This window comes from Streptosporangium sp. NPDC006930 (assembly GCF_040635605.1).
Lineage (GTDB): Bacteria > Actinomycetota > Actinomycetes > Streptosporangiales > Streptosporangiaceae > Streptosporangium.
Genome location: NZ_JBEYID010000034.1, coordinates 50,279 through 73,355 on the forward strand (window position 1 = coordinate 50,279; position 23,077 = coordinate 73,355).

The 23,077-nt window shown below is 68.9% G+C and carries 17 protein-coding genes; 9 read left to right on the forward strand and 8 right to left on the reverse strand.

Annotated elements, in window-relative coordinates; translation table 11 throughout:
• Positions 1–277: 277 nt before the first annotated feature.
• A complete protein-coding gene (locus tag ABZ664_RS37105; protein ID WP_362521439.1) occupies positions 278–1,159 on the forward strand; it encodes a hypothetical protein in 882 nt (293 codons plus the stop codon).
• A 48-nt stretch (positions 1,160–1,207) separates the two neighbouring features.
• Positions 1,208–2,170, forward strand: coding sequence for a zinc-binding dehydrogenase (locus tag ABZ664_RS37110; protein WP_362521443.1), 963 nt, complete (start codon positions 1,208–1,210; stop codon positions 2,168–2,170).
• Between the two features lie 222 nt (positions 2,171–2,392).
• Here ABZ664_RS37110 and ABZ664_RS37115 read toward each other — a convergent pair whose 3' ends face one another.
• From ABZ664_RS37115 to ABZ664_RS37145, 7 genes are all read right to left on the reverse strand, one after another.
• A complete protein-coding gene (locus ABZ664_RS37115) occupies positions 2,393–3,082 on the reverse strand; it encodes a helix-turn-helix transcriptional regulator (RefSeq protein WP_362521446.1) in 690 nt (229 codons plus the stop codon).
• Positions 3,079–3,876: a DUF4097 family beta strand repeat-containing protein gene (locus ABZ664_RS37120; RefSeq protein ID WP_362521450.1), complete on the reverse strand. Its 798-nt coding sequence runs from the start codon at positions 3,874–3,876 to the stop codon at positions 3,079–3,081. Before ABZ664_RS37120 ends, ABZ664_RS37115 begins: the two co-directional genes overlap by 4 nt.
• 70 nt (positions 3,877–3,946) lie before the next feature.
• A complete protein-coding gene (locus tag ABZ664_RS37125) occupies positions 3,947–4,123 on the reverse strand; it encodes a DUF6104 family protein (protein WP_329094229.1) in 177 nt (58 codons plus the stop codon).
• 134 nt (positions 4,124–4,257) lie between these two features.
• Positions 4,258–8,013 (reverse strand): multifunctional oxoglutarate decarboxylase/oxoglutarate dehydrogenase thiamine pyrophosphate-binding subunit/dihydrolipoyllysine-residue succinyltransferase subunit, encoded by a 3,756-nt coding sequence (locus ABZ664_RS37130; RefSeq protein WP_362521497.1) that lies wholly within the window; start codon positions 8,011–8,013, stop codon positions 4,258–4,260.
• 193 nt (positions 8,014–8,206) lie between these two features.
• Positions 8,207–8,872, reverse strand: coding sequence for a phenylalanine--tRNA ligase beta subunit-related protein (locus ABZ664_RS37135; protein ID WP_362521455.1), 666 nt, complete (start codon positions 8,870–8,872; stop codon positions 8,207–8,209).
• 267 nt (positions 8,873–9,139) lie between these two features.
• Positions 9,140–11,671: a glycoside hydrolase family 9 protein gene (locus ABZ664_RS37140; RefSeq protein ID WP_362521458.1), complete on the reverse strand. Its 2,532-nt coding sequence runs from the start codon at positions 11,669–11,671 to the stop codon at positions 9,140–9,142.
• Between the two features lie 216 nt (positions 11,672–11,887).
• Positions 11,888–12,778, reverse strand: coding sequence for a glutathione S-transferase C-terminal domain-containing protein (locus ABZ664_RS37145; RefSeq protein ID WP_362521461.1), 891 nt, complete (start codon positions 12,776–12,778; stop codon positions 11,888–11,890).
• Between the two features lie 297 nt (positions 12,779–13,075).
• On the opposite strand from ABZ664_RS37145, the gene ABZ664_RS37150 reads away from it, so the two are divergent.
• The 3 genes from ABZ664_RS37150 (at position 13,076) to ABZ664_RS37160 (ending at position 15,008) form a co-directional block, all read left to right on the forward strand.
• The gene (locus tag ABZ664_RS37150) at positions 13,076–13,864 is read left to right on the forward strand and encodes an ABC transporter ATP-binding protein (protein WP_362521464.1); all 789 of its coding nucleotides are present in this window, start codon (positions 13,076–13,078) and stop codon (positions 13,862–13,864) included.
• Positions 13,861–14,382, forward strand: coding sequence for an NAD(P)H-dependent oxidoreductase (locus tag ABZ664_RS37155; protein ID WP_362521467.1), 522 nt, complete (start codon positions 13,861–13,863; stop codon positions 14,380–14,382). Before ABZ664_RS37150 ends, ABZ664_RS37155 begins: the two co-directional genes overlap by 4 nt.
• A 119-nt stretch (positions 14,383–14,501) precedes the next feature.
• Positions 14,502–15,008, forward strand: coding sequence for a flavin reductase family protein (locus ABZ664_RS37160; RefSeq protein WP_362521470.1), 507 nt, complete (start codon positions 14,502–14,504; stop codon positions 15,006–15,008).
• A 233-nt stretch (positions 15,009–15,241) separates the two neighbouring features.
• On the opposite strand, the gene ABZ664_RS37165 is transcribed toward ABZ664_RS37160, so the two are convergent.
• Complete coding sequence (locus ABZ664_RS37165; protein WP_362521473.1) at positions 15,242–16,300, reverse strand: dihydrodipicolinate reductase; 1,059 nt, start codon at positions 16,298–16,300, stop codon at positions 15,242–15,244.
• Positions 16,301–16,653: 353 nt separating this feature from the next.
• Here ABZ664_RS37165 and ABZ664_RS37170 point away from each other — a divergent pair, with 353 nt between their 5' ends.
• From ABZ664_RS37170 to ABZ664_RS37185, 4 genes are all read left to right on the forward strand, one after another.
• Complete coding sequence (locus ABZ664_RS37170) at positions 16,654–17,550, forward strand: SDR family oxidoreductase (protein ID WP_362521476.1); 897 nt, start codon at positions 16,654–16,656, stop codon at positions 17,548–17,550.
• Between the two features lie 484 nt (positions 17,551–18,034).
• On the forward strand, positions 18,035–21,559 hold the full coding sequence (locus ABZ664_RS37175; RefSeq protein WP_362521479.1) for a ThuA domain-containing protein: 3,525 nt from the start codon (positions 18,035–18,037) through the stop codon (positions 21,557–21,559).
• A 130-nt stretch (positions 21,560–21,689) separates the two neighbouring features.
• The gene (locus ABZ664_RS37180) at positions 21,690–22,874 is read left to right on the forward strand and encodes an ROK family protein (protein WP_362521482.1); all 1,185 of its coding nucleotides are present in this window, start codon (positions 21,690–21,692) and stop codon (positions 22,872–22,874) included.
• 14 nt (positions 22,875–22,888) lie between these two features.
• Positions 22,889–23,077: ATP-binding cassette domain-containing protein (locus tag ABZ664_RS37185; RefSeq protein ID WP_362521484.1), on the forward strand; the 189-nt coding region annotated here is incomplete at its 3' end.

Consider the following 23,077-nt stretch of genomic DNA (forward strand, 5'->3'; position numbering starts at 1 on the left):
GGCCCTCGTGCATCGGACCTCGGAGCACAGGCTCGGACGTCGAAGTCCCGCTCTCGTGTATCGGCCCCCGCAACACGGGCTCGGAGGTCGTGCATCGGGCACCGGAACACAGACGTCGGGGCGCCGGACGCGGCGGGCCGGGTGACCCGGCGGTGCGGCGGCACCTTCCCCGTGGGTATCGACTCTGATTCGTGACGGTACTGACACGGGTGCCGAGACCGCCGGGCCCCGAAGATGGGGCCGAGAACCGTACCTTCCGCAGGAGGCGGCCGAAGACGTGGCCGGTGGGCAGCACGACATCATCGAGGCGAGGTCCCAGGGGGGTCCGTGGCGCTGGATCGCCGGCGCGGCGCTGGTCGCACTCGTGGCGTGGAACCTGCTGACGGGCCGGGAGCCGGACGTGGTTCCGCCGCCCCCGCCGCAGTCGGTGCCCACGCGGGCGGGCGTCGTCGCGGAGCAGGTCCCGAACGTGCTTCACCCGCGGTTTCGCCAGGAGGGCGGCAGGGAGATCATCGACGTGGTCTTCCCCGACGGTTCGGCGGCGGAGGTGAGCTACCCGGTGGAGGTGGGACTCGCCAAGCTGGGGGTGCGGCCCGCGATGTCGGGCCGGCTCGACGGCGACACCGGTCCTTACCGGCAACTGAACGTGCCCTCGGGAGGCCCGTCGGGGGTCTCCCAGGGACGACCGATGATCCGGCGGCTGGTCAAGGGGGTCACGCTCTGGCCTCCCATGAGCGCGGCCGAGGGGGAGGTGCTGCTGTTCGCGTTCGACCCGTGGTTCGTGGCGCTGCGCGATCTCAAGAACGGCATGCCCTTCGAACAGCGGATGCTCTGGGCGCGCAACCTGCGCGGCAGGGTGACCAAGGGCGGCTACCTCGTGCTCGACGCCAGGCCCCCGCTGCGGCTGGCCGGGCGAGGGGAGACCCTTCGCGGTGAGCCGCTGGGGCCGCAGCTGTGGTTCGGCGGGGCCAGGGAGACGCTGCTGGTGCTGGCTCCGATCCCCGGCTGCGACGTCGCGTCGATCGAACTCTCCGTCATCGAGCGGCGGCGTCGCTTCTCCGCCGAGACCTGCCAGGACGGCGTGTACGTCGCGGCCTCGGGGGAGCAGGGACACGTCGAGCGGACAATGGCCGGCATAACCATCAGACGGACGGCGTAGGACACCCCGTTCGCGGTGGACCCAACGCGGACGGCGTAGGGTGCGGCCATGTTCGCTGTAACCGCCACGCGGATCGATCCCGACAATCCTCTCGACGGTCTCACGCTCGGTGAGCGCCCGGAACCCAAGGTTCCCGACGGGTGGGCCACCGTCACGGTGAGAGCCGCCTCGCTCAACCATCACGACCTGTTCAGTCTGCGGGGGGTGGGGCTCCGCGAGGAGCAACTCCCGATGGTGCTCGGCGCCGACGCCGCCGGGCTGGACGAGGACGGCAACGAGGTCATCGTGCACTCGGTGATCGGCAGCGGGGCCGACGAGACACTCGACCCGAAGCGCTCCCTGCTCTCGGAGAAGTACGACGGCACCTTCGCCGAGCGGGTCACCGTGCCCCGGCGCAACCTCGTGCCCAAGCCCGCCGGGCTCAGCTTCGAGGAGGCCGCCTGCCTGCCGACGGCCTGGCTGACCGCCTTCCGCATGCTGTTCGACAAGGCGGGCCTTGAGCCGGGCTCGACCGTGCTGGTCCAGGGCGCGGGCGGCGGAGTGGCCACCGCGCTGATCCTGCTGGGCCGGGCCGGGGGATACCGGGTCTGGGTGACCAGCCGCTCGGAGAGCAAGCGGGCGCGGGCTCTGGAACTGGGCGCCGACCAGGCGTTCGAGAGCGGTGCCCGGCTGCCCGAGCGGGTCGACGCGGTGATGGAGACCGTCGGTCAGGCCACCTGGGGGCACTCACTGAAGGCGCTGCGCCCCGGCGGCCGGATCGTGGTCTCCGGCGCGACCAGCGGCGCGGTCCCTCCGGCCGACCTGAACCGTGTTTTCTTCCTGCAGCTCTCCGTGATCGGCTCCACCATGGGCACCCGCGACCAGCTGGGCAGGCTGGCCCGCTTCCTGGAGCAGACCGGCACTCGCCCGCTGATCGACCGCGTCCTGCCGATGGCCGAGGCGCGCGAGGGCTTCGCGGCGATGTACGAGGGCGAGCTGTTCGGAAAGGTCGTCTTCACCCTGCCGGGATGAGCCCGGCCGATCCCGTGGGTCGTCCGGGCGGCCGCACGGGTCGCCCGGCCCCGTGGGGCGACCCGGGGAACCCTGGGCGCGGCCTGTCCCCTGGCCGGCTGGGCCCACGGGCCGGCGAGTCCGGCGGCCGGGGGCTCACCGGCTCCGGGGCCGCCATCTTATGGAGACCGTCGGGCGCCGCACGTCACGACCGGCGGGTGCCGTACGGGGCACCGCCGCAGGTCATCGGAGCGTTTCGCGGATGCGGCGGGCCGCGTCGTACAGGGCGTCCTGGGCGGTCGCGAGGGTTTCCTCGCTGACCTGCGCGGACGCCGCGTCCCTGCGGACCTCCTCGACGAAATCGGCCAGCATCTGCCCGAGCCGGGCGTCTCCCGCGCGTGACCCCTCGCCGGCGAAGCCGTCGGCCCAGACGCGCTTCCACTCGTCCTTCCACGCGTCGGTCTGGCGCTGCCACTCCTGCTTCTGGCGCTGCCACTCCGTCTTCTGCTCGCGCCAGACCTTGCGCGAGTCCTGCTCGGAGCCCTGGCGTACGTCGCGCGCCATCTGGGTGAGCTCCTCGCGCAGCGACTTGACCGTGTCGCGTACGTCCTCCTTCACCTCGCGGGCGATGTCGCGGACGGAGTCGGAGATCTCCTGCTCCAGGTCGGCGAGCTCGTCGAGCCGCCCGTTGAGCTCGGCACGGCCCCGGTCGCTGATGGTGAAGACCTTCTTGCCGTCCACGACCTCGTGGGTGACGAGGCCCTCCTCCTCCAGACGGGCGAGGCGCGGGTAGATCGTGCCGGGGGAGGGTGAGTAGACGCCGAGGAAGCGGTCCTGGAGAAGCCGGATCACCTCGTAGCCGTGACGGGGGCTCTCCTCCAGCAGCTTCAGGAGGTAGAGCCGGAGCCTTCCGTGACCGAAGACCGGGCTCATGCCTGTGATCCCTTCAGGAGGGTGACGTCGGCGGAGACGGTGTTGGCCGTGAGTGAGGCCATGCCGCCGCCGATCCGGCCGCCCAGTGTCTTCGCGCCGGGCTGGACGGAGTGGTCGAGTTCGGCGAAGCCGGTGTCGAGCCTGCCCGAGGTGGAACGGATCTTGACATCGGTCTCGACCGTGTACGGGAGCCGGAGCACGATGTCGCCGGAGACGCTGTTCATCGTGACGTGGCCGGTCGGCGGGAGCTCTAGATCGGCGGTGATTTTGCCGGAGATGGTGGTGACGCTCAGCCGCCGGGGTGTGCCCTGGGCGACGGTCAGCTCGCCGGAGACGCTCTTGAACGAGAGGTCTCCGACCAGCCCGCGGCTCTCCACGGCACCGGAGACGGTGTCGGCGTTGATCTCGCCGCTCACCCCGTCGAGCACGATCTCGCCGGAGACGCTTCTGACCGAGGTGCGGTCCTCGAACCCGGCGACGACCGCGGACGCGGAGACCACGCCCACGTTGACCGGGCAGTTCTTCGGCACGGTCAGTGCCAGCGTGGCCCTGCGGCGCCCGGGGCGAAGCCAGCCCAGCAGACCGTCCCAGGTGAGGTCCTTGTAGGTGACGGTGAGCGTGCCGTCGTCGTCGTGGGTGACGAGCAACGGAGGGCTGTCGACCTCGGTGACCTCAAGTGTGGGAGGGCCGTCGCTGGCCAGCACCGCCAGCTTTCCCGCCACGATCCGCACGTTGAGTTTTCTCACGGAGTCGAAGGTGAGCTGCTCTGGTTTCTCGATCGTCCACTGCCGCATGTGCGTGACCTCCTTCTGGTGAACACGATATGTCGCGTCCACCGGAAGGTCAAGATATATCGTGTTTTTGTCAGTCGTCCTCGTCGTCCAGCCGCGCCAGCCAGGTGGCGAGCCGTTCCACCGGCGTCTCGAAGTCGGGGTTCAGATCCACGAACTCGCGCAGGCGTTCGGCGAGCCACACCACGGTGACCTCCTCCTCACCCCGGCGCGCGACCAGCTCCTCGATGCCCCGATCGGTGAAATACATCACGTTCTCCTTCAGTGACGCTGATGACGCCGTGGTTCACCCTCGCGGTGACGCCCGCGACAACGGGGAAGTCCCCCGCAAGGGCTCCTGCGGGGGACTTCCGTGGTGATGCCTGTCTGGGACCCGTCGGTCGCCTAGTCGAAGATCTCGCCGAGCATCTGCTGCAGCTCGACCTCGTGGGTGGAGTGCGAGCCGGTCGCCGGGGAGGAGTTGGCCTTGCGGGAGACCCGCTTGATCGAACGCCCGCCGAAGACACCCGGATTCTCGGCCATCTTCAGTCCCAGGAAGGGCCACGGACCCATGTTGAGCGGCTCGTCCTGCGCCCACACCAGCTTGATGTCGGCGGAGTAGCGGCTCAGCTCGGCCTCCAGCGGGTCGCCGGGGAACGGGTAGAGCCGCTCGAGGCGGACGATCGCCACGTCGTTGCGGCCCTGCTTGTCGCGGGCCGCCGCGAGGTCGTAGTAGAGCTTGCCGGAGACCAGCACGACCTTGCGGACGTCGGCCGGGGGAGCCGTGGTGTCGCCGAGCACCGGCCGGAACGACCCCGAGGTGAAGTCGCTCACCGCCGAGATCGCCGCCTTGTGCCGCAGCAGCGACTTGGGCGTGAACACCACCAGCGGACGGTGCCGGTTCGACAGCGTCTGCCAGCGCAGCAGGTGGAAGTAGTTGGCCGGGAGCGTGGGCTGGGCCACGGTCATGTTGTCCTGGGCGCACATCTGCAGGAAGCGCTCGATGCGGGCCGAGGAGTGGTCGGGGCCCTGCCCCTCGTAGCCGTGCGGCAGCAGCAGGACGACGCCGGAGCGCTGGCCCCACTTCTGCTCACCCGAGGTGATGTACTCGTCGATGATCGACTGGGCGCCGTTGACGAAGTCGCCGAACTGCGCCTCCCAGGCGACCAGCGCCTCGGGCCGCTCCACGCTGTAGCCGTACTCGAAGCCGAGCGCGGCGTACTCGCTCAGCAGGGAGTCGTAGACGTAGAACTTCGTGGTGCCCTGGTTGAACGTCTTGAGCGGGGTGTGCTCCTCGCCCGTGACACGGTCGACCAGCACGGCGTGCCGCTGGGTGAACGTGCCGCGCCGCGAGTCCTGGCCGACGAGGCGGACCGGGTGGCCGTCGATCAGCAGCGAGCCGAAGGCGAGGGTCTCGCCCATCCCCCAGTCGATGCGGTCCTCGGCGACCATCTGCCCGCGACGCTGCAGCACCGGCAGCAGGCGCGGGTGGACGGTGAAGCCCTCGGGCATGTTGAGCTGGGTCTCCACGATCCGCTTGACGACCTCCTCGGAGACGGCCGTCTTGACGTCCTCGTGCGACCAGGGGACGGTCTCCATGTCGACCGGACGGGAGAACTCGCCCGTCGGGTCCTTGGCCGCCGCGCGGGTCTCGGCGAAGGCGTTCTCCAGCTTGGCCTGGTAGTCGCGGAGCGCGCCCTCGGCCTCCTCCACCGTGATGTCGCCCCGGCCGATCAGCGCCTCGGTGTAGAGCTTGCGGGTGGAGCGCTTGGCATCGATCAGGTCGTACATCAGCGGCTGGGTGAAGCCCGGGTTGTCGGACTCGTTGTGGCCGCGACGCCGGTAGCAGATGAGGTCGATCACCACGTCCTTGCGGAACGTCTGGCGGTACTCGAACGCGAGCCTGCCGACCCTGACCACGGCCTCGGGGTCGTCGCCGTTGACGTGGAAGATCGGGGCCTGGATCATCCGGGCCACGTCGGTGGCGTACACGCTGGAGCGCGAGCTGGCCGGGCTGGTGGTGAAGCCGACCTGGTTGTTGACCACGATGTGCACGGTGCCGCCGGTGCGGTAGCCCCGCAGCTGCGACAGGTTGAGCGTCTCGGCCACCACACCCTGGCCCGCGAAGGCCGCGTCGCCGTGGACGAGCACCGGCAGGACGGTGAAGCCCTCCTCGCCGCGCTCCAGGAGGTCCTGCTTGGCGCGGACCACACCCTCCAGGACCGGGTCGACCGTCTCCAGGTGGGAGGGGTTGGCCACGACCGAGGTCTTGAGCTTGGAGCCGTCGGGCGAGACGAAGTCGCCGCCGGCGCCCAGGTGGTACTTCACGTCACCGGAGCCGTGGGCGCTGCGCGGGTCGATGTTGCCCTCGAACTCGCCGAAGATCTGCCCGTACGACTTGCCGACGATGTTGGCGAGCACGTTGAGGCGCCCGCGGTGGGCCATGCCGATCACGGCCTCGTCGAGCCGCTCCTCGGCCGCGGAGCTCAGCACCGAGTCGAGCAGCGGGATCAGTGACTCGCCGCCCTCCAGCGAGAAGCGCTTCTGCCCGACGAACTTCGTCTGCAGGAACGTCTCGAACGCCTCGGCGGTGTTCAGCCGTTCCAGGACGCGCAGCTGCTCGGTGCGGTCGGGCTTGGCGTGCGGGCGCTCGACGCGGGCCTGGATCCAGGCCCGCTCCTCGGGGTTCTGCATGTGCATGTACTCGACGCCGATGGTGCGGCAGTAGGAGTCACGCAGCACGCCGAGGATCTCGCGCAGCTTCATCAGGGGCCGGCCGCCGAAGCCGCCGGTGGCGAACTCGCGCTCCAGGTCCCACAGGGTCAGGCCGTGCGACTTGATGTCGAGGTCGGGGTGCTTGCGCTGCTTGTACTCCAGCGGGTCGGTGTCGGCCATGAGGTGGCCGCGGACCCGGAAGGCGTGGATGAGCTCGATGACCCGGGCCGACTTCGCCACGTCGTCGTCGTGGGTGGTCGAGATGTCCTGGACCCAGCGGATCGGCTCGTACGGGATCCGGAGGGCTTCGAAGATCTCGTCGTAGAAGCCGTCCTCGCCGAGCAGCAGCCGGTGGACCTGCCGCAGGAAGTCGCCCGACTGGGCGCCCTGGATGATGCGGTGGTCGTACGTGCTGGTGATCGTCATGACCTTGCTCACCGCGAGGCGGGAGAGCGTGTCGGGGGAGGCCCCCTGGTACTCGGCGGGGTATTCCATCGCGCCGACGCCGATGATCGTGCCCTGTCCCGGCATCAGGCGCGGCACCGAGTGCACGGTGCCGATGGTGCCCGGGTTGGTCAGCGAGATCGTCGTGCCGCTGAAGTCGTCGACCCCCAGCTTGCCCGCCCTCGCCTTGCGCACGACCTCTTCGTAGGCGACCCAGAACTGGCGGAAGTCCATCCCCTCGGTCGCCTTGATCGACGGCACCAGGAGCTGGCGGGTGCCGTCGCTCTTGGCGACGTCGATGGCGAGGCCCAGGTTGACGTGCTCGGGCTTGACCAGCACCGGCTTGCCGTCGACCTCGGAGTAGGAGTGGTTCATCTCCGGCAGGACCTTGAGGGCCTTGATCACCGCGTAGCCGATGATGTGCGTGAACGACACCTTGCCGCCGCGACCGCGGGACAGGTGGTTGTTGATCACAATCCGGTTGTCGATGAGCAGCTTCGCCGGGACCGCGCGCACGCTGGTCGCCGTCGGGACAACGAGACTGGCCTCCATGTTGGCCGCGGTCCTCGCGGCGGCGCCGCGCAGTCGGACTTCCTCGGCACCGGCGGGGGCGGGCAACTGCGTCTCCTGCTTGGGTTGGGCGACCGGGGCGGGCTTGGCCGCCGCCGGTGCCGGGGTCGTCGCCGCGGGGGCCGGGGTGGCCCGAGCCGCGGCCGGAGGGGCCGAGGGCGCAGCGGGTGTCGGTGGAGCGGACGCGGCGGCGGCCGCCCCCTGGGATGCGGCGGCATCGCCCGAATGGGGTGCGGCTGCATCGCCGGACCCCGAACGGGGCGCGGCGGCACGGCCGGACCCCGAATCAGGGCTGTAGTCGGCAAAGAAGTTCCACCAGGCCCGGTCGACCGACTCGGGGTCCTGGAGGTACTTCTGGTACAGCTCGTCGACAAGCCATTCGTTCTGACCAAAGGCTGCCAGCGGGTTTGTCCGCGACGACTCAGACGACACGGCGGAAATCGCCCTCTTCCGCAGATCGGCGTTGATGATAGAGAACCTGTCCAAGGCTACTCGCCTTGGCTCGGACCTGCGCCAGTCTGACGGCAGCTTCCTTGGCGATCCTCTCAGTACGGGTTAAAACGGTCAGTCACCGGGTAACCGTTTACTCGCTCAGGCGCTGGTCAGCCCGGTACGGCGGGCGTGATCAGCTCGGCCAGAGCAGCCGGGACTCCACCCGTATCCCCGCAGTGACATCTTCGAGAAGCCCGGCCAACTCGTCCCCGGCCGCGCGAAGCTCCTCCGCCGACAGGGGCGCGAGCCGCTCCAGCAGGAACAGCGCGTCCGTCGTCTCCTCGGTGATCCGGGTGCGGACGCACTGCCGCCAGTTCCAGCGGCGGCAGGTGACGCCCCTGTCGTCGCGCCAGACGACCTCGCCGGCCTCCGGATGGTCGATCGCGGGCTCGCCCTTCTCGACGACCTCGAACGGCTCGTCGCCGCTCGCGCGCACCAGCCTCGCCGTTCCCTCGTAGCGGGCGAGGTCCTCCCCGCCGATCGGCAGGCCGTGCCTGATGCTGATCGCGTTGTAGGCGTCGACCACCCGGTTGATCTCCGGTGGCGGCATCCGCCTGACCAGCGCGTCCACCGACGGCCTGGTCCGCTGTGGCTTCGCCCCGAACCCCCGGTAGGCCTCCCGCCACGACTCGATCCTCGGGTCGTCGATCGCCACGGCCTTCTCCGCCGCCTCCGCCAGCCAGGCCCGCGACCTGTCGTCGGTGGGCCCGTTGCGCAGCCCGTACACCCCCATCACCAGCACCCCGAAGTCGGGCCTGAGCGTGCTGACGGCGGGATCCACCCGGATGTCCTCGATCACGGCCCCAGTTTAGGGCGCCCCCGCCACCCTGAAGTGGCGTCAGGCGGCCGCGTGGGGGGTGAAGGTGACGTTCAACTCGGCGCCCGTCCGCTCCCACGTGTTGTGAGCCACGCCTGACTCAGTCCTGCTCGATCTCGATGACATATAGCCCCACGGTCCGTGGGGCTATATGTCATCGACCATATGATCCGTGATACCTCAACATTGATAAGCGCAGGTCACGGGCTCGGCTTCTAATTGTGGACGTATGGGCTCACATCGCACGGGTCACGTGCAGAGGCCGCCGTTGAGGAGGAAGCGGTCCGGTCGGGGGTTGGGGCCGGGGGCGTCGGCGCCGAGGAAGCCGAAGGTGATCGATCCGCCGGGCTTGATGGTCTTGTTCCAGGCGAGGTTCTTCGCGGTCACGGTCGCGCCGTCCTGGGTGATCGCGGTGCTCCAGTGCTGCCGTACGCTCTGGCCGCCCAGGAAGGACCAGCTGAGGGTCCAGCCGTCGATCGCCTCGGTCCCGTTGTTGGTGAGGGTGACCTGGGTGTTGAACCCGTCGGGCCACTGGCCGTGGTTGGTGTAGGTGACCTTGCACGTACCGGGGGCGGCGGCGGGGGTCTCGAGGTAGGAGGCGATCCAGGCGAGCGGCGAGTTCCAGTTGATCGTCAGCTCGTTGGTGGACCACGACTCGATGTCGTCGATGTAGCAGAACTGGGGCTTGCAGCCCTGCAGCTTGGCCTGGGCGACCGGGTCCTGGATGGAGGAGTTCGGGCCTCCGGCCAGGGTGCCGCGCGGCGGGTTGGGCAGGGACGGGTCGAGCTGGTGGGCGTACCAGCGGCTGTGCTGGTTCTTCGAGGCGACCTCGCCGTAGCCGGTCACGTACGACTGGTTGAGCGCGTTGCGGCCGAAGATGTAGTCCAGCCCCTCAAGCACCCCCTCGTGGTACTTCGCCTCGCCGCTCAGGTCGTGGGCGACGGCCATCACGACCATGTTGTTGATCACCTGGTGGCTGGAACCCCAGTCGTACTCCGCCGGGTTGTAGGGAACGCCGTACGGGTGGGCCTTCTGGACGGCGAGATACTTGTCCGCGCCCTCCAGGACCGACTCGCGGACCCGCGCCCGGTCGGGGAGCGCGTTGGGCACGGTCGCCAGCTGCATGCGGCCGAGCTGGGCGGTGTTGCCCCAGTCGAAGCCCCGGTCGCGCCAGATGTCGCCGGTGTGGTGCGGCGAGGCGAGCACGTAGTCCTTGAACTCCTTCTCGCCGGTGGCGAGGTAGAGCTCGGCGGCGGCCCAGTAGAACTCGTCGGTCACGTTGTCGTCGTTGTAGGCGCCGCCGCCCACCCCGTCGGCGGGGTCCGCGTACCGGGTGGGGTTCGCCTTCGCCGCCGCCCACGCCTTCTTCGCCGCGGCGAGGTTGCGCGCGGCGAACGCGGCGTCGTAGGGGGCGAAGAGACGGGCAGCCTGGGCCGCGGTGGCGGCCAGGTTGAGGGTGGCGGCTGTGGAGACCGGGTGCAGCTCGCGCGGCTGGGGGTCCAGGTGGGGCATGAGGGGCAGGCCGGTCCACGCGGCGTCGTGGATCTTGTGGTGGGCCATTCCCGCGTACGGCTTCCCGTCGGGGACCTGCATGCTGAGCAGGAACTCCTGCTCCCAGCGGGCCTCGTCGAGGATGTCGGGCACCCCGTTGCCGCTCTCGGGGATGTCGAGGTCGCCGTCCTTGTGGACGCCGTCGGTCTTGGCGCGCTCGAAGGCGGACATCAGCTGGTGGACGGAGACGCCGCCGTTGACGACGTACTTGCCGTGGTCGCCCGCGTCGTACCAGCCGCCCTTGACGTTCAGCGTGTAGTCGCAGACGCCCGGCTGGCAGGGCACCTCGATGTCACCCTGGTTGGGGGCGACCCCGATGTGCCCGGCGGGCCTTCCGTAGCCGGGGCGGAGCTCGTCGAGGATCGGGATGCCGCTGCGCTGGGTGTAGTAGAACTTCAGCGCGTCGGTCCTGAGGTCGCTGTAGACGTCCGCGCCGATGTCGAAGGGCCGGCTGGTCTCGCCGTCGGCCTCCAGGGTGTAGCCGGTGCCGGGCGTGGTGACCGTGCCGAAGTCGATCGAGTGCACGTTCTGGCCCGAGCTCTCGTCGACACCGCGCGGGAGGGTGTCACCCTCGGCGACGGTCTCCCCGCCGCGCTTGAGCTTCCAGCCGGTCGACTCCGTCTTCTCGGTGACGAGGGTGGCGTTCTTCGGTCCTGAGGGCAGGTAGCCGACCATGTTCACCCGAACGCGGGGTCCGGTGTCCGGCTCGTAGACCTCGGGCTCGGCACCGCCCTTCAGTGAGACGTTGTCCACGCAGAACCTCCAGGGGGTGGCGCTGCCCCCGATTTGGAACGCCACCTGCCCGTTCGGCAGGTCCACGGGCGAGGTGAAGGTGTAGCGGTAGTCGTTACCGGACACGCTCAGCTCGGGGTTGGCCGCCAGATACTGCGTGTAGGGGTCCACCGGGAGCTGGACGAGGGCCTTGACCACCCGGCCGGGCGTCGCGATCCCGAAGAAGGAGAACTCGTACGTCTCGTCCTTGACCAGGGGGATGTCGTTCTGGCCGACGATGACGTCCCACGGGTTGACGGTGTTGCCGGGGACGTCGGCGCACAGGCGGCCGTCTTCGACCTCCAGCGTGGTGTTGCCGGTGCTCCACCAGGGGGCGGTACCGCTGTCGAAGGTGCCGTTCACGATCTGTTCCGGGCCGTCGGCCACTGCGGGCAGGGGGGTCAGGGTCACCAGGGTTACGGCCGTGGCGAGGGCGAGCCAGGCGGGAGGTCTGCGCACGGAGGATCCTTTGGGCGGGGGGAGGTTCCAGGTTGTGGGAGCGCGGGTCCGAGGATCCCGGTCGGAGAGATCCAAGTGGGAGCGCTCCCACAACCTGGATGCCCGATGTTTCCAGCGCGTTTCGCCGATCGTCAACCGCCACCCCTCCCGACCCGCCCGCCGACCGGGGGAATGACCGATTTGTCGGATGAAACTTTCACACCACCGTGGCCTCCCTCAGGGAGCGGTCCAGTCGATCTCCGGCCCTCGTGGCACGATCCCGCTGGGGTTGACGTTCGTCTGGGTCACGAAGTAGTGCCGCTTGATCTGATCGAAGTCGGTCGTGTCGCGGAACGCGGGGATGGCGTACAGCTCGCGGGCGTAGGCCCACAGGACCGGATAGTCGCTCAGCCGTCGCACCGAGCACTTGAAGTGCGAGTTGTAGACGGCGTCGAACCTGGCGAGCGTCGGGTAGAGCCGCACGTCGCTTTCCGTGAGCGCGTCGCCGTGCAGGCGGCGGCGGGTGGACAGCCGCTCCTCAAGCAGGTCGAGCGTGGCGAACACATCGGTGACCGCCTCGTCGTACGCCTCCTGGGAGCGGGCGAACCCGGCACGGTAGACGCCGTTGTTGAGCCCCTGGAAGATCACCTCGTTGAGCGCGTCGATCTCCTCGCGCAGCTCCCGCGGGTAGAGGTCGGGTGCGCCCTCGGCGTGCCAGGGCGCGAAGGCCGTCTCCAGGGTGAGGGTGATCTGCGGGTAGTCGTTGGTGACCATGCGCCCGGCGGTGATGTCCCAGACGCAGGGCACCGTGTAGCGGCCCTCGTAGCCGGGGTCGGTCGCCAGATAGAGCTCGGAGAGATACTCCACCCCGGTCACCGGGTCGCCCCCGGGGATCCGCCAGCCCTTCTCGTCCCTGATCGGGTCGACGATCGTCACCCCGATCACCTCCCGCAGGCCCAGCAGTTCGCGGACGATGAGCGAGCGGTGCGCCCAGGGGCAGGCGTAGGAGGCGTAGATCTGGTAGCGGCCCGGCTCGGGCGGGTGCTCGCCGCCCTCCTCGATCCGCGTCGTGAACCGGTTCGGCTGCCTCTCGAAGCGGCCGCCGGAGATCTCCTTTTCCAGTTTCATCCTTCGACGGTACGTGACCTTCGGGGAGCGCGATCCGGCCGGTCGTACGTCCCTTGCGAGGTATTTCATGTACAACCAGTAGGAAATATTGACTTGGCGTCGAGTGGTGCGTAGTTTCTCTGCCATGGGCGTCTATCTGACTCGGTGCACGCACGTCGATCTCTGCCGCGTGTTCAGTGCGCAGTGTCCGTGATCACGAATCGACCCGCAGTCTCCTCCCATATCCCACAGGACGCATATCGTGATCAAGATCAGACATGTCCCCGCCCTCGGCGGCACCCGTCTCGGGGGTGCCCGATGAAGCTCAGAATCCAGGGGGTCGGCAAGAAGTTCGCCGGCCGTGACACCCGACGTTCCTTCGCCGCCCTCGCCGGCGTCGACCTCGACGTACGGGCGGGGGAGCTTCTCACCCTCGTCGGGCCGAGCGGCTGCGGCAAGTCCACCCTCCTCGACCTGATCGCGGGGCTCGCCGCCCCGACCGCCGGCCGGATCCTGCTGGACGGGACCCCCCTCGAAGGGCCCGGCCTCGACCGGGGGGTCGTCCTGCGGCAGTACGCGCTGTTCCCCTGGCGCACCGCGCTGTCCAACATCGAGTTCGCGCTGGAGGGCAGGGCCGCCACGAGGCGGGAGCGCGCCGACCTGGCCAGGGAGTATCTGGACCTGGTGGGGCTGGGCGGCCTCGGCGACCGCTACCCCCACGAGCTCGCCCACGGCATGCCCCAGCGCGTCGCCATCGCCAGGAGCCTCGCGACGGATCCGGCCCTGCTGCTGCTCGACGAGCCGTTCGCCGCGCTGGACGCCGGGACCCGGGAGTCGCTCCAGGAGGAGCTGCTACGAATCTGGCAGAAGACCGGCACGACGCTCCTGTTCACCACCCGGAGCATCGACGAGGCCGTCTGTCTCGGCCAGAGGGTCGCGGTGATGACCTCCCGGCCCGGCCGGATCCGGGGGGTGGTCGAGGTGGACCTCGGCCCCCGCGAAGGTGCCCCGAGGGCTGGTTCCCGCTTCGGCGAGTACCGCCACGAGGTGTGGAGACTTCTCCGTTCCGACATCGACCATGACCAGAAAGCGCCGGTGGCCTCATGAGCGTCGTGACCGTGGTGGGAAACCCTCGACCGGGATCGCGCACCCTCGCGGTGGCCGTACGGGCGGCGGAGACCGTCGCCCTGCGGATCGGGGACGGGGAGGCTCCGGAGGTCGTCGACCTGGCGGTCCTCGCCCCGCTGCTGTTCGCCCCCGAGACGGCGCCGGAGGTGAAGGCCGCGCTGGAGCTGGTCGCCGGGGCCGACGTGCTGGTGGTGGCGAGCCCGACCTACAAGGCCACCTACACCGGCCTGCTCAAGGTCTTTCTCGACCGGCTGCCGGGCGGCGCGCTCGCCTCCGCCGTCGCACTCCCGCTCCTGGTGATGGGTGACGCCAAACACTCGCTCGCGGTGGAGGTCCACCTCCGGCCGCTGCTGGTGGAGCTCGGCGCGACCGTTCCCACCCCGGGCCTCGCGCTGCTGGAGTCGCGGATTCCCGACCTCGACGCCGTCCTCGGCCCGTGGGTCGACCGGGTCGGCCCGCAGGTGGTCGCGGCCTTCGGGGAAAGGGTCCGTACGTGACATCGGGAAGAGATGACGGACGTAATGGGTTCTGAAAGGTGTCCTTTGTTCCTCGGAGGGGGAAAAGTGACCAAGTGGAGCATCTTGGTAGCACCCCACATCGTCATGAGCGAGGTTTCATGACCGAGACACTGTCGAGCCGCGCGGTCGACGCGGAGAGCTTCCGGCGGGCGCTCGCCGTCCACGCGGCCGGGGTCGTCGTCGTCACCGCGCAGGTCGACGGCATCCCGGTCGGGCTCACCGCTACCTCGTTCTCGTCCGTGAGCCTCGCGCCCCCGCTCGTCTCCTTCTACGTGGACCGATCCTCCACCACCTGGCCCCGGCTCAGGCAGGCCGATCACTTCGCGGTGAACGTCCTGGCCAGCGACCAGGCCGAGGTGGCCTCGCGTTTCGCCAGGAAGGGCGTCGACCGCTTCGCCGCTCCCACCTCCTGGACCCCCGGGCACCTGGGCGCCCCACTGCTGGGCGGTGTCTCGGCCCACCTGGTCTGCGCTCCCCACTCCACCGTCGACATCGGCGACCACGTCCTCGTCGTAGGGCTCGTCATCGAGACCGGCCTCGAACCCGGCGGGCGCCCGCTCCTGTATCACCAGGGCCGCTTCGGGCGTTTCATCCCGCACCCCTGATTCTTCGGGAATTCTCCGGCCGGGCTCGCGGGAACGTCTCACGGGCCTGGCCGGCGAGGGCGGTGAAACAGGGAACCGGGAGCCGGGAAAACGGGAAAAACACGGTGCGGAGCCGGTGATCGTCACGGGTGATCAGCATGTTGACGCATCCACAAATGCGCTTATATCCGTTTATTCGGTAAAGGTGCTAAGTGTCGCTCTGGGGATGCCTCGGAGGGGGCCGAGGAGGATCCTCAGGCGAGGCGGACGGTGCCCCGGCCGGTGACGAGGGGGAGATCCAGCGCGGTGTGGATGCCCGGTGGGGCGGTGCAGAGGGCGGCGACGGAGTTGACGGCGTGGGCGGCGGCGCCGGCCAGGCCGTGGGAGATCTCGTCGACCGTGAGCATCAGCTGGGGCACGCCCTCGATGTGGACGCTGAAGCCGGGGTCGGCCCAGCGTCGCACCCGGGTGGCGTCGGCCTTGTAGACGCACTCCACGGTCATGAAGGGACGGCCACGGACCAGCCCGCTGAACATCCAGCGGGAGGCGCACACGGTGCCCGCCCTGACCGGTCCCGCGGCGATCTCGAACTCCTCTGAGGCGAGCTCGAACTCGTCGCTCTCCTCGACCTCGTCGAGGGCCACGCCGAGGTTGTCGGCCACGAACTGGACGCTCTCGGCGAACAGCGAGCGCTGGAAGGCGCGGAAGGGGCGCACCGCGGCGACGTAGTCCTTGGCCGAACGCGTGAAGCCGAACAGATCCACCACGATCTGCCGGGACGGGTGGCCCCGGAAGTCGGACGACTCCCGGACGTAGATGTGGTCGACGCGGCTGGACAGGCCGGTCAGCGTGAGCGGCAGCATGTCGCTCATGAAGCCCGGGTTGACACCGGTGCCGTGCAGGGACGATCCCCCCGCACGGCAGGCGGCCTCCAGCCGCTCCACCACCCCGGGGCCGTGGCACTTGGGATACACGAACCCGGTGGTGGTGATGACGTTCTTGCCGGTGGCGAGCAGCGCGCAGATGGTCTCCACGTCGCTCGGATGCTCCCCGCCGAAGTAGGACGCCGGCAGGGGCATGTGCAGCACGCAGTCGGCCTTCGTGGCGAGAATCTCCTCGACGTCGTCGGTGCAGATGACACCGGCCTCGGGAAGCCCCACGAGGGTCCCCGCGTCCTGTCCCACCTTGTCCGGGTCGTAGACCAGAACTCCGGCGAGTTCGAATTCCGGCCGGGTGATCAGGCTGCGCAGGGAGTATCTGCCGACGGCGCCCGTGGCCCACTGGACCACGCGCAGGGGCGGCGACAAGGACATATAGGGCCTCCAGCCCAAAATATTGGGCGGGGCCTTACTGGGAAAAAGTGAGGGGTGTTGTCGTTGACCCTCGCCCGTGTGAGGCAAAAACTTTAGCAGAAATTAACACGGGTGCTTACTGTGCGCAATGATCTCAGGCATTTTTGGTTACCGTTGCGCGCCTTTCTCGGTAATGGTCCCCATGGTGGTGTCGAGGGGGCCGCCGACGACTCGCCCCGGTTTCGCGAGCGGTGTCCGGGAAGATTTCCCGGACACCGTCGTGGGGTGACCTCCGAGGGTGCCCATGGCATCGCGAGGGTCGGGCGGGCTATTGTTCAGACGACTAGAATTATGTTCTCGTGGGAGGATTGCGGATGTCAGAGCTGCGGTTTGACGGCAGGGTCGCGGTCATCACCGGCGCGGGGCACGGACTCGGCCGCTCGCACGCGCTGTCGCTCGCCGAGCGCGGCGCGAAGGTGGTCGTCAACGACCTGGGCGGGGCGCTGGACGGCACCGGTGCCTCCGCGGGCCCGGCCGCCGAGGTGGTCGAGCTGATCAGGAAGGCCGGCGGGGAGGCGACCGCCAGCACCGACAACGTCGCGACCCCCGAGGGGGCCCAGGCGATCGTGCGGACCGCGATCGACACCTACGGGCGGCTGGACATCGTCGTCAACAACGCGGGCATCCTGCGGGACAGGTCTTTCGGCAAGATGAGCGTCGAGGAGTTCGATCAGGTACTCGCCGTCCACATCCGCGGCTCCTTCCTGGTCAGCCGGGCGGCCTTCCCGTACCTCAAGGAGCAGGGATACGGCCGCATCGTCAACACCAGTTCGCCGGCCGGGCTGTTCGGAAACTTCGGCCAGGCCAACTACTCCACCGCCAAGATGGGGCTGGTCGGCCTCACCAAGACGCTCGGCATCGAGGGTGCCAGGGCCGGGATCAAGGCCAACGCGATCGCGCCGATCGCCTGGACCCGGATGACCGAGGAGCTCCTGCCCGCGGAGTTCGAGGCCAAGTTCACCGCGGAGCGGGTCAGCGCTTTGGTGACCTTCCTGGCGCACGAGGCCTGCGAGACCAGCGGCGAGGTCTTCAGCGTCGGTGGCGGCCGGATCGCGCGGGTGTTCGTGGCCGAGGGGCCCGGCTGGCGGCAGGACGACCACACCGTGGAGGACATCCGGGACAACTGGGAGGCGATCCTCGCCGAGCAGCCGTACCTCACCCCGACGACACTCGGCGAGCAGGCGACCGCCTCGATGAAGGCGATGCTCTGAGCGTCGCACGCTGACTGTCTGACCGCCTGACCGCCTGACCGCCTGGCCGTGATGGCCGTGATGGCCGTGATGGCCGGGCGGGGACGTGTGGACGGCCGGACGTTCGTCGAAGGGCGCTCTCTGGGAGAGCGCCCTTTTTGTTGTCCCGGGGTGGTTCCGGGGCGGTTTCGAGGTTGGTTTGGGATGACCAAAAACGGGTCGGGCGATGCGGGATTCGAATGAGTCACTCGGTGGGGCCTGAAGGGACTGCCTGGACGGAGCCGCTTTCGCCGTGCGGAGCGCGTCTTTCTGCCTTGACTGGACAATCTTTTGCTTGACTGTCGTCAGAACTCATCCTTACCATCCTGAAATGGAGAGGAAATAAGCCAGAAACCACCAGGCTTTTCGACTTTTTGCCGCTCTCTCCCGGCATCGTCACACCGTTCGGCCCATCAGGGCCGCCCGGTTCGTTTCGCATGTCCTTCTTAACCCCCCAGGAGATTCCATGCGCCGCCAGCTCACCGCCTTAATGGTCCCCATCCTGCTCCTGTTATCCGTGGTCTCCGGGGTCTCGATGGCCTCGGCGAACGCGGGAGCCGCGAAGGCGGCCGCCTTCCGGGTGCTGCTGTTCACCGAGACCGCCGACTACGTGCACGCGTCGATCCCGTCCGGCATCACGATGGTTCAGCAACTCGCCGCCGCCAACGACTTCGAGGTCGTCCAGTCCGCGAACTCGAGCGTGTTCAGCGACGCGGGCCTGGCGGGCTTCAACGCGATCATCATGTTGCAGAACTCCGGCATGGTCTGGGACAACGACGCCCAGCGTCAGGCCATGCAGAGGTACGTCAACAACGGTGGCGGGATCGTCGCGATCCACAACACCACGGACATGAACATCGAGACGCAGTTCCCCTGGTGGGACCAGCTCATCCTGGGCGGCGCGCACATGACCGCGCACTCCAACATCCTGCAGGGCACCGCGAAGGTCCTCGACAAGAAGCACCCCTCCACCGTGGGCCTGCCCGACCGCTGGACGCGTACCGAGGAGTGGTACAACTTCAGCAAGAACATGCGGGGCGACGTCCACGTCCTGGTCGCCGCCGACGAGAGCACCTACGACGCCGGCGGAAACAAGATGGGCCCCGACCACCCGATCTCCTGGTGCCGTAGCACCGAGGGCGGGCGCGTGTGGGCGACCGCGATGGGGCACGAGAGCGCCTCCTACAACGAGGCCAACTTCCGCCAGCACGTGCTCGGCGGCGTCAAGTGGGCGGCGGGCAACGCCGCGGGCGACTGCGGCGGCACCGTGTGGAACCGGTACCAGAAGGTGACGCTCGACAGCGCGCCCGACCAGCCGATGGGCCTGGACATCGCTCCCAACGGCGACGTCTACTACATCGCCCGTTCCGGCAAGCTCATGCTCATCCGCAAGAGCAACGGCCAGATCGTGACCACCGGCACGCTGAGCGTCTACACCGGCGGTGAGGACGGGTTGATCGGCCTGGCCCTGGACCCGAACTTCGCGACGAACCGCTGGGTCTACCTCAACTACTCGCCGACCGGTTCCGCGGCGATCAACCAGGTCTCCCGGTTCACCCTGAACGGCGACACCCTGGACATGTCCAGCGAGAAGAAGCTCCTCTCCATCCCCGCGACCAGGGTCGACGAGCCGGGGCACACCGGCGGGTATCTCACCTTCGGGCCGGGCGGGAATCTCTACATCGGCGTCGGCGACGACATCAACCCCTTCGCCTCCGACGGGTACGCGCCGATCGACGAGCGTTCCGGCCGCTCCAACTTCGACGCGCAGAAGACCAGCGCCAACACCAACGACCTGCGCGGCAAGATCCTGCGGATCCACCCGGAGAGCAACGGCACCTACACGATCCCCTCGGGCAACATGTTCGCGCCGGGCACCGCGCAGACCCGTCCGGAGATCTACGCGATGGGCTTCCGTAACCCGTTCAGGTTCTCGGTGGACTCCGAGACCGGCTGGATCTCGGCGGCCGACTACGGCCCCGACGCGGGCTCCGCCAACGCCAACCGCGGGCCCGAGGGCACCGTGGAGTGGAACCTGATCAAGTCGCCCGGCTTCTACGGCTGGCCGTACTGCGTGGGCAACAACATCCCGTTCAACGACTACAACTTCGCCACCTCCACCTCGGGGGCGAAGTTCAACTGCTCGGCGCCGGTCAACACCTCGCCCAACAACACGGGCATGACGAACCTGCCCGCGGTCAAGCCCGCCACCGTCTGGTACAACTACCACCTCGTGCCCGAGTGGCCGGAGATGGGCAACGGCGGCGGCGCGGCCCCGATGGGCGGGCCGTTCTACCACTACGACGCGGCGAACCCCTCGGAGACGAAGTTCCCCGCCTACTTCGACGACACCCCGTTCTTCTACGAGTGGAGCCGCAACTACCTGATGGAGATGCGGCTGGACGGCAGCGGCAACATGCTGAAGACCAACCGCTTCCTGTCCAACCTCGGGTTCAGGTCGCCGCTGGACATGAAGTTCGGCCCCGACGGCGCGATGTACCTCATCGAGTGGGGGGTCGGCTACGGCGGCACCAACCCCGACGACGGCGTCTACCGCATCGACTACATCAACGGCGGCTCTCGCGCCCCGGTCGCGAAGGCGAGCGGGACGCCCACCTCCGGCCAGGCACCGCTCACCGTCCAGTTCTCCTCGGCGGGCTCGGCCGACCCGGACGGGGACGCGTTCACCTACGCGTGGGACTTCACCAGCGACGGCACGACCGACTCCACCGCGGCGAACCCCTCGTTCACCTACACCACCACCGGCAACTACACCGCCAAGCTCACGATCACCGATCCGTCGGGCAAGAAGGGCTCGGCGACGGTGCCGATCACGGTCGGCAACACCGCACCGGTGGTGAGGTTCGGCTCGCCGCCCGACGGCACGGCCATCAACTTCGGTGACTCGGTGCCGTACACGGTGACCGTGACCGACCCCGAGGACGGCACGATCGACTGTTCCAAGGTCACGGTGGTCACGGCGCTCGGCCACGACACCCACAGCCACGACACCGGCCAGTTCACCGGCTGCTCGGGGACCGTGGTGACCACGAACTCGGGTCACGATGCCGACGCCAACACCTTCTACGTCCTCACCGCGACCTACACCGACAAGGGCGGCCTGTCCAGTACCGCGAACCTGATCCTGCAGCCCAGGCAGAAGCAGGCCGAGTACTTCACCGGCTCGTCCGGGGTGAGGATCGTCGACCAGGCCGGCGCGCAGAACGGCAAGCGTGTCGGTGACATCTCCAACAACGACTGGATCTCCTTCTCGCCGATGAGCGTCCAGGGGGTGGCGTCGGTGAGCTACCGGCTCTCCTCCGCCTCGGCCGGTGGCTCCATCGAGCTGCGCGCGGGTTCGCCCACGGGGCAGCTGCTCGCCACCACATCCGTGCCGAACACCGGCGGCTGGAACAACTACCAGCAGACGGCCGCCACCTCCGTGTCGGCGCTGACGGGCAGCCAGACGCTGTACCTGGTGTTCAAGCACCCGACGGCGAACCAGTTCGACCTCGACTCCTTCACCCTGAACGCGACGGGAGGCACGACCGAGGGACCCGTGGCAGGCGGCGTCTACCGGCTGACCGCCGTGCACAGCTCCAAGGCGGCCGATGTGGAGGGCCAGTCCACGGCCGACGGGGCCAGGGTGCTCCAGTGGACGGCCGGCAGCGGCACGAACCAGCAGTGGAGGTTCACCGCCGCGGCGGGCGGCGCCTTCACCCTCACCGGTGTCCAGAGTGGCAAGTGCCTGGACGTGAACGGCGCCTCCACCGCGTCGGGAGCGACGATCATCCAGTGGACCTGCCACAGCGCCGCCAACCAGCAGTGGAAGTTCGCCGCAGGGACCAACGGCGCCTGGAAGATCACCTCGGCCGCGAGCAACCTGTGTCTCGAGGTGCCTGGCGCCTCGACCGCGGACGGCACGCAACTCACCCAGGCCACCTGCGGAACCGGTAACAACCAGCAGTGGAGGCTCACCCGGGTGAGCTGACGGGAGTGGTCAAGTTCGCCGACTTTTGCTGATAGCTGCAAAAGTCGGCGAACCGTTAGGTAAAAGTGATTCACAAATCCATCTAAAGAGGGTTAGCTTCTGCACACCTGCTCGGAACAGGGAGGGTGTCGTGAAGCGGACCGTCGCTCGGCCGGAGAACGCGTACCAAGCCGCGCTTCTCCGGCTGCTGCGCGAGAGGGCGCGTTCGCGCGCCGAACTCGGTGACGTGACCGCCCTGTCGCGCTCCCGGCTCAACCTGGAACTCGACCGGCTCATCGAGCTGGGCCTGGCCGAGCAGGCGGGGCTCGCGGCCTCGCGCGGCGGGCGCAGGTCCGGCCTGGTGCGGCTCTCCGGAGACCTCCGCTTCGCCGGTGTCGACATCGGCGCCACCTCGATCGACGTGGTCGTCACCGACGGCGAGCTGGAGATCCTCGGCCACCTGAGCGAGCGGTGCGACGTGCGCGACGGCCCCGTGGCCGTGCTCGACCAGGCGATGGAGATGATCGCCAAGCTGGGTGAGCAGGGACTGTTCACCCAGCTGCACGGCGCGGGGATCGGCCTTCCCGGGCCGGTCAGCTTCCGGGAAGGGGTGCCGGTCGCCCCCCCGATCATGCCCGGCTGGGACCGCTACCCCGTCAGGGAGGCGGTCGGCCAGGCTCTCGGCTGCCCCGCCGTGGTCGACAACGACGTCAACATCATGGCCCTCGGCGAGCTCCACGCCGGGCTGGCCAGGCAGGTGGACGACTTCCTGCTCGTCAAGATCGGCACCGGCATCGGCTGCGGGATCGTGGTGGACGGCAAGATCTACCGGGGGGTCTCCGGCAGCGCGGGCGACATCGGCCACATCCGCGTCGACGACCAGGGTCCCGTCTGCGCCTGCGGCAACGTCGGCTGCCTGGAGGCCTACTTCGGCGGGACCGCCCTCGCCAGGGAGGCCACGGCCATCGCCGGACGCTCGGTCTATCTGGGCCGGCGCCTCGAAGAGACGGGCACCCTCACCGCCGAGGACGTCGCCACGGCCGCCGAGATGGGCGACGCCCACGCGGTACGGCTCATCCGCGACGGCGGGCGCAGGGTCGGCACGGTGCTGGCCGGGCTCGTCAGCTTCTTCAACCCCGGCCTCGTGATCATCGCGGGAGGGGTGGCCCAGCTGGGTCACCTCCTCCTGGCGGAGATCAGGAGCGTCGTCTACCGGCGGTCGCTGCCCCTGGCGACCGGCAACCTGCCCATCGTGCTCTCGGAGCTGGGACCCGACGCCGGCGTGGTCGGCGCGGCCAGGCTCAGCAGCGACCACGTCTTCTCGGCCCCACGATGAACCAGCGAGGCCCCATGTCGGAAGTCACCCCCCTGCTCCTCATGCGAGGGATCGTCAAGCAGTTCCCCGGAGTGCGCGCCCTGGACGGCGTCGACCTGGAAGTGCTGCCCGGCGAGGTGCACTGTCTGCTCGGCCAGAACGGTGCCGGGAAGTCCACCCTGATCAAGACCCTGGCCGGTGCCCACCAGCCCGACGAGGGGACG

What these genes read in the sequence shown, in the direction of transcription:
- ABZ664_RS37110 (WP_362521443.1), top strand. Translation starts at nt 1,208, where the DNA reads ATGTTCGCTGTAACCGCCACGCGGATCGATCCCGACAATCCTCTCGAC.
- ABZ664_RS37155 (WP_362521467.1), top strand. Translation starts at nt 13,861, where the DNA reads ATGAGCGTCGTGACCGTGGTGGGAAACCCTCGACCGGGATCGCGCACC.
- ABZ664_RS37170 (WP_362521476.1), top strand. Translation starts at nt 16,654, where the DNA reads ATGTCAGAGCTGCGGTTTGACGGCAGGGTCGCGGTCATCACCGGCGCG.
- ABZ664_RS37145 (WP_362521461.1), bottom strand. Translation starts at nt 12,778, where the DNA reads ATGAAACTGGAAAAGGAGATCTCCGGCGGCCGCTTCGAGAGGCAGCCG.
- ABZ664_RS37160 (WP_362521470.1), top strand. Translation starts at nt 14,502, where the DNA reads ATGACCGAGACACTGTCGAGCCGCGCGGTCGACGCGGAGAGCTTCCGG.
- ABZ664_RS37125 (WP_329094229.1), bottom strand. Translation starts at nt 4,123, where the DNA reads ATGTATTTCACCGATCGGGGCATCGAGGAGCTGGTCGCGCGCCGGGGT.
- ABZ664_RS37175 (WP_362521479.1), top strand. Translation starts at nt 18,035, where the DNA reads ATGCGCCGCCAGCTCACCGCCTTAATGGTCCCCATCCTGCTCCTGTTA.
- ABZ664_RS37115 (WP_362521446.1), bottom strand. Translation starts at nt 3,082, where the DNA reads ATGAGCCCGGTCTTCGGTCACGGAAGGCTCCGGCTCTACCTCCTGAAG.
- ABZ664_RS37150 (WP_362521464.1), top strand. Translation starts at nt 13,076, where the DNA reads ATGAAGCTCAGAATCCAGGGGGTCGGCAAGAAGTTCGCCGGCCGTGAC.
- ABZ664_RS37120 (WP_362521450.1), bottom strand. Translation starts at nt 3,876, where the DNA reads ATGCGGCAGTGGACGATCGAGAAACCAGAGCAGCTCACCTTCGACTCC.
- ABZ664_RS37165 (WP_362521473.1), bottom strand. Translation starts at nt 16,300, where the DNA reads ATGTCCTTGTCGCCGCCCCTGCGCGTGGTCCAGTGGGCCACGGGCGCC.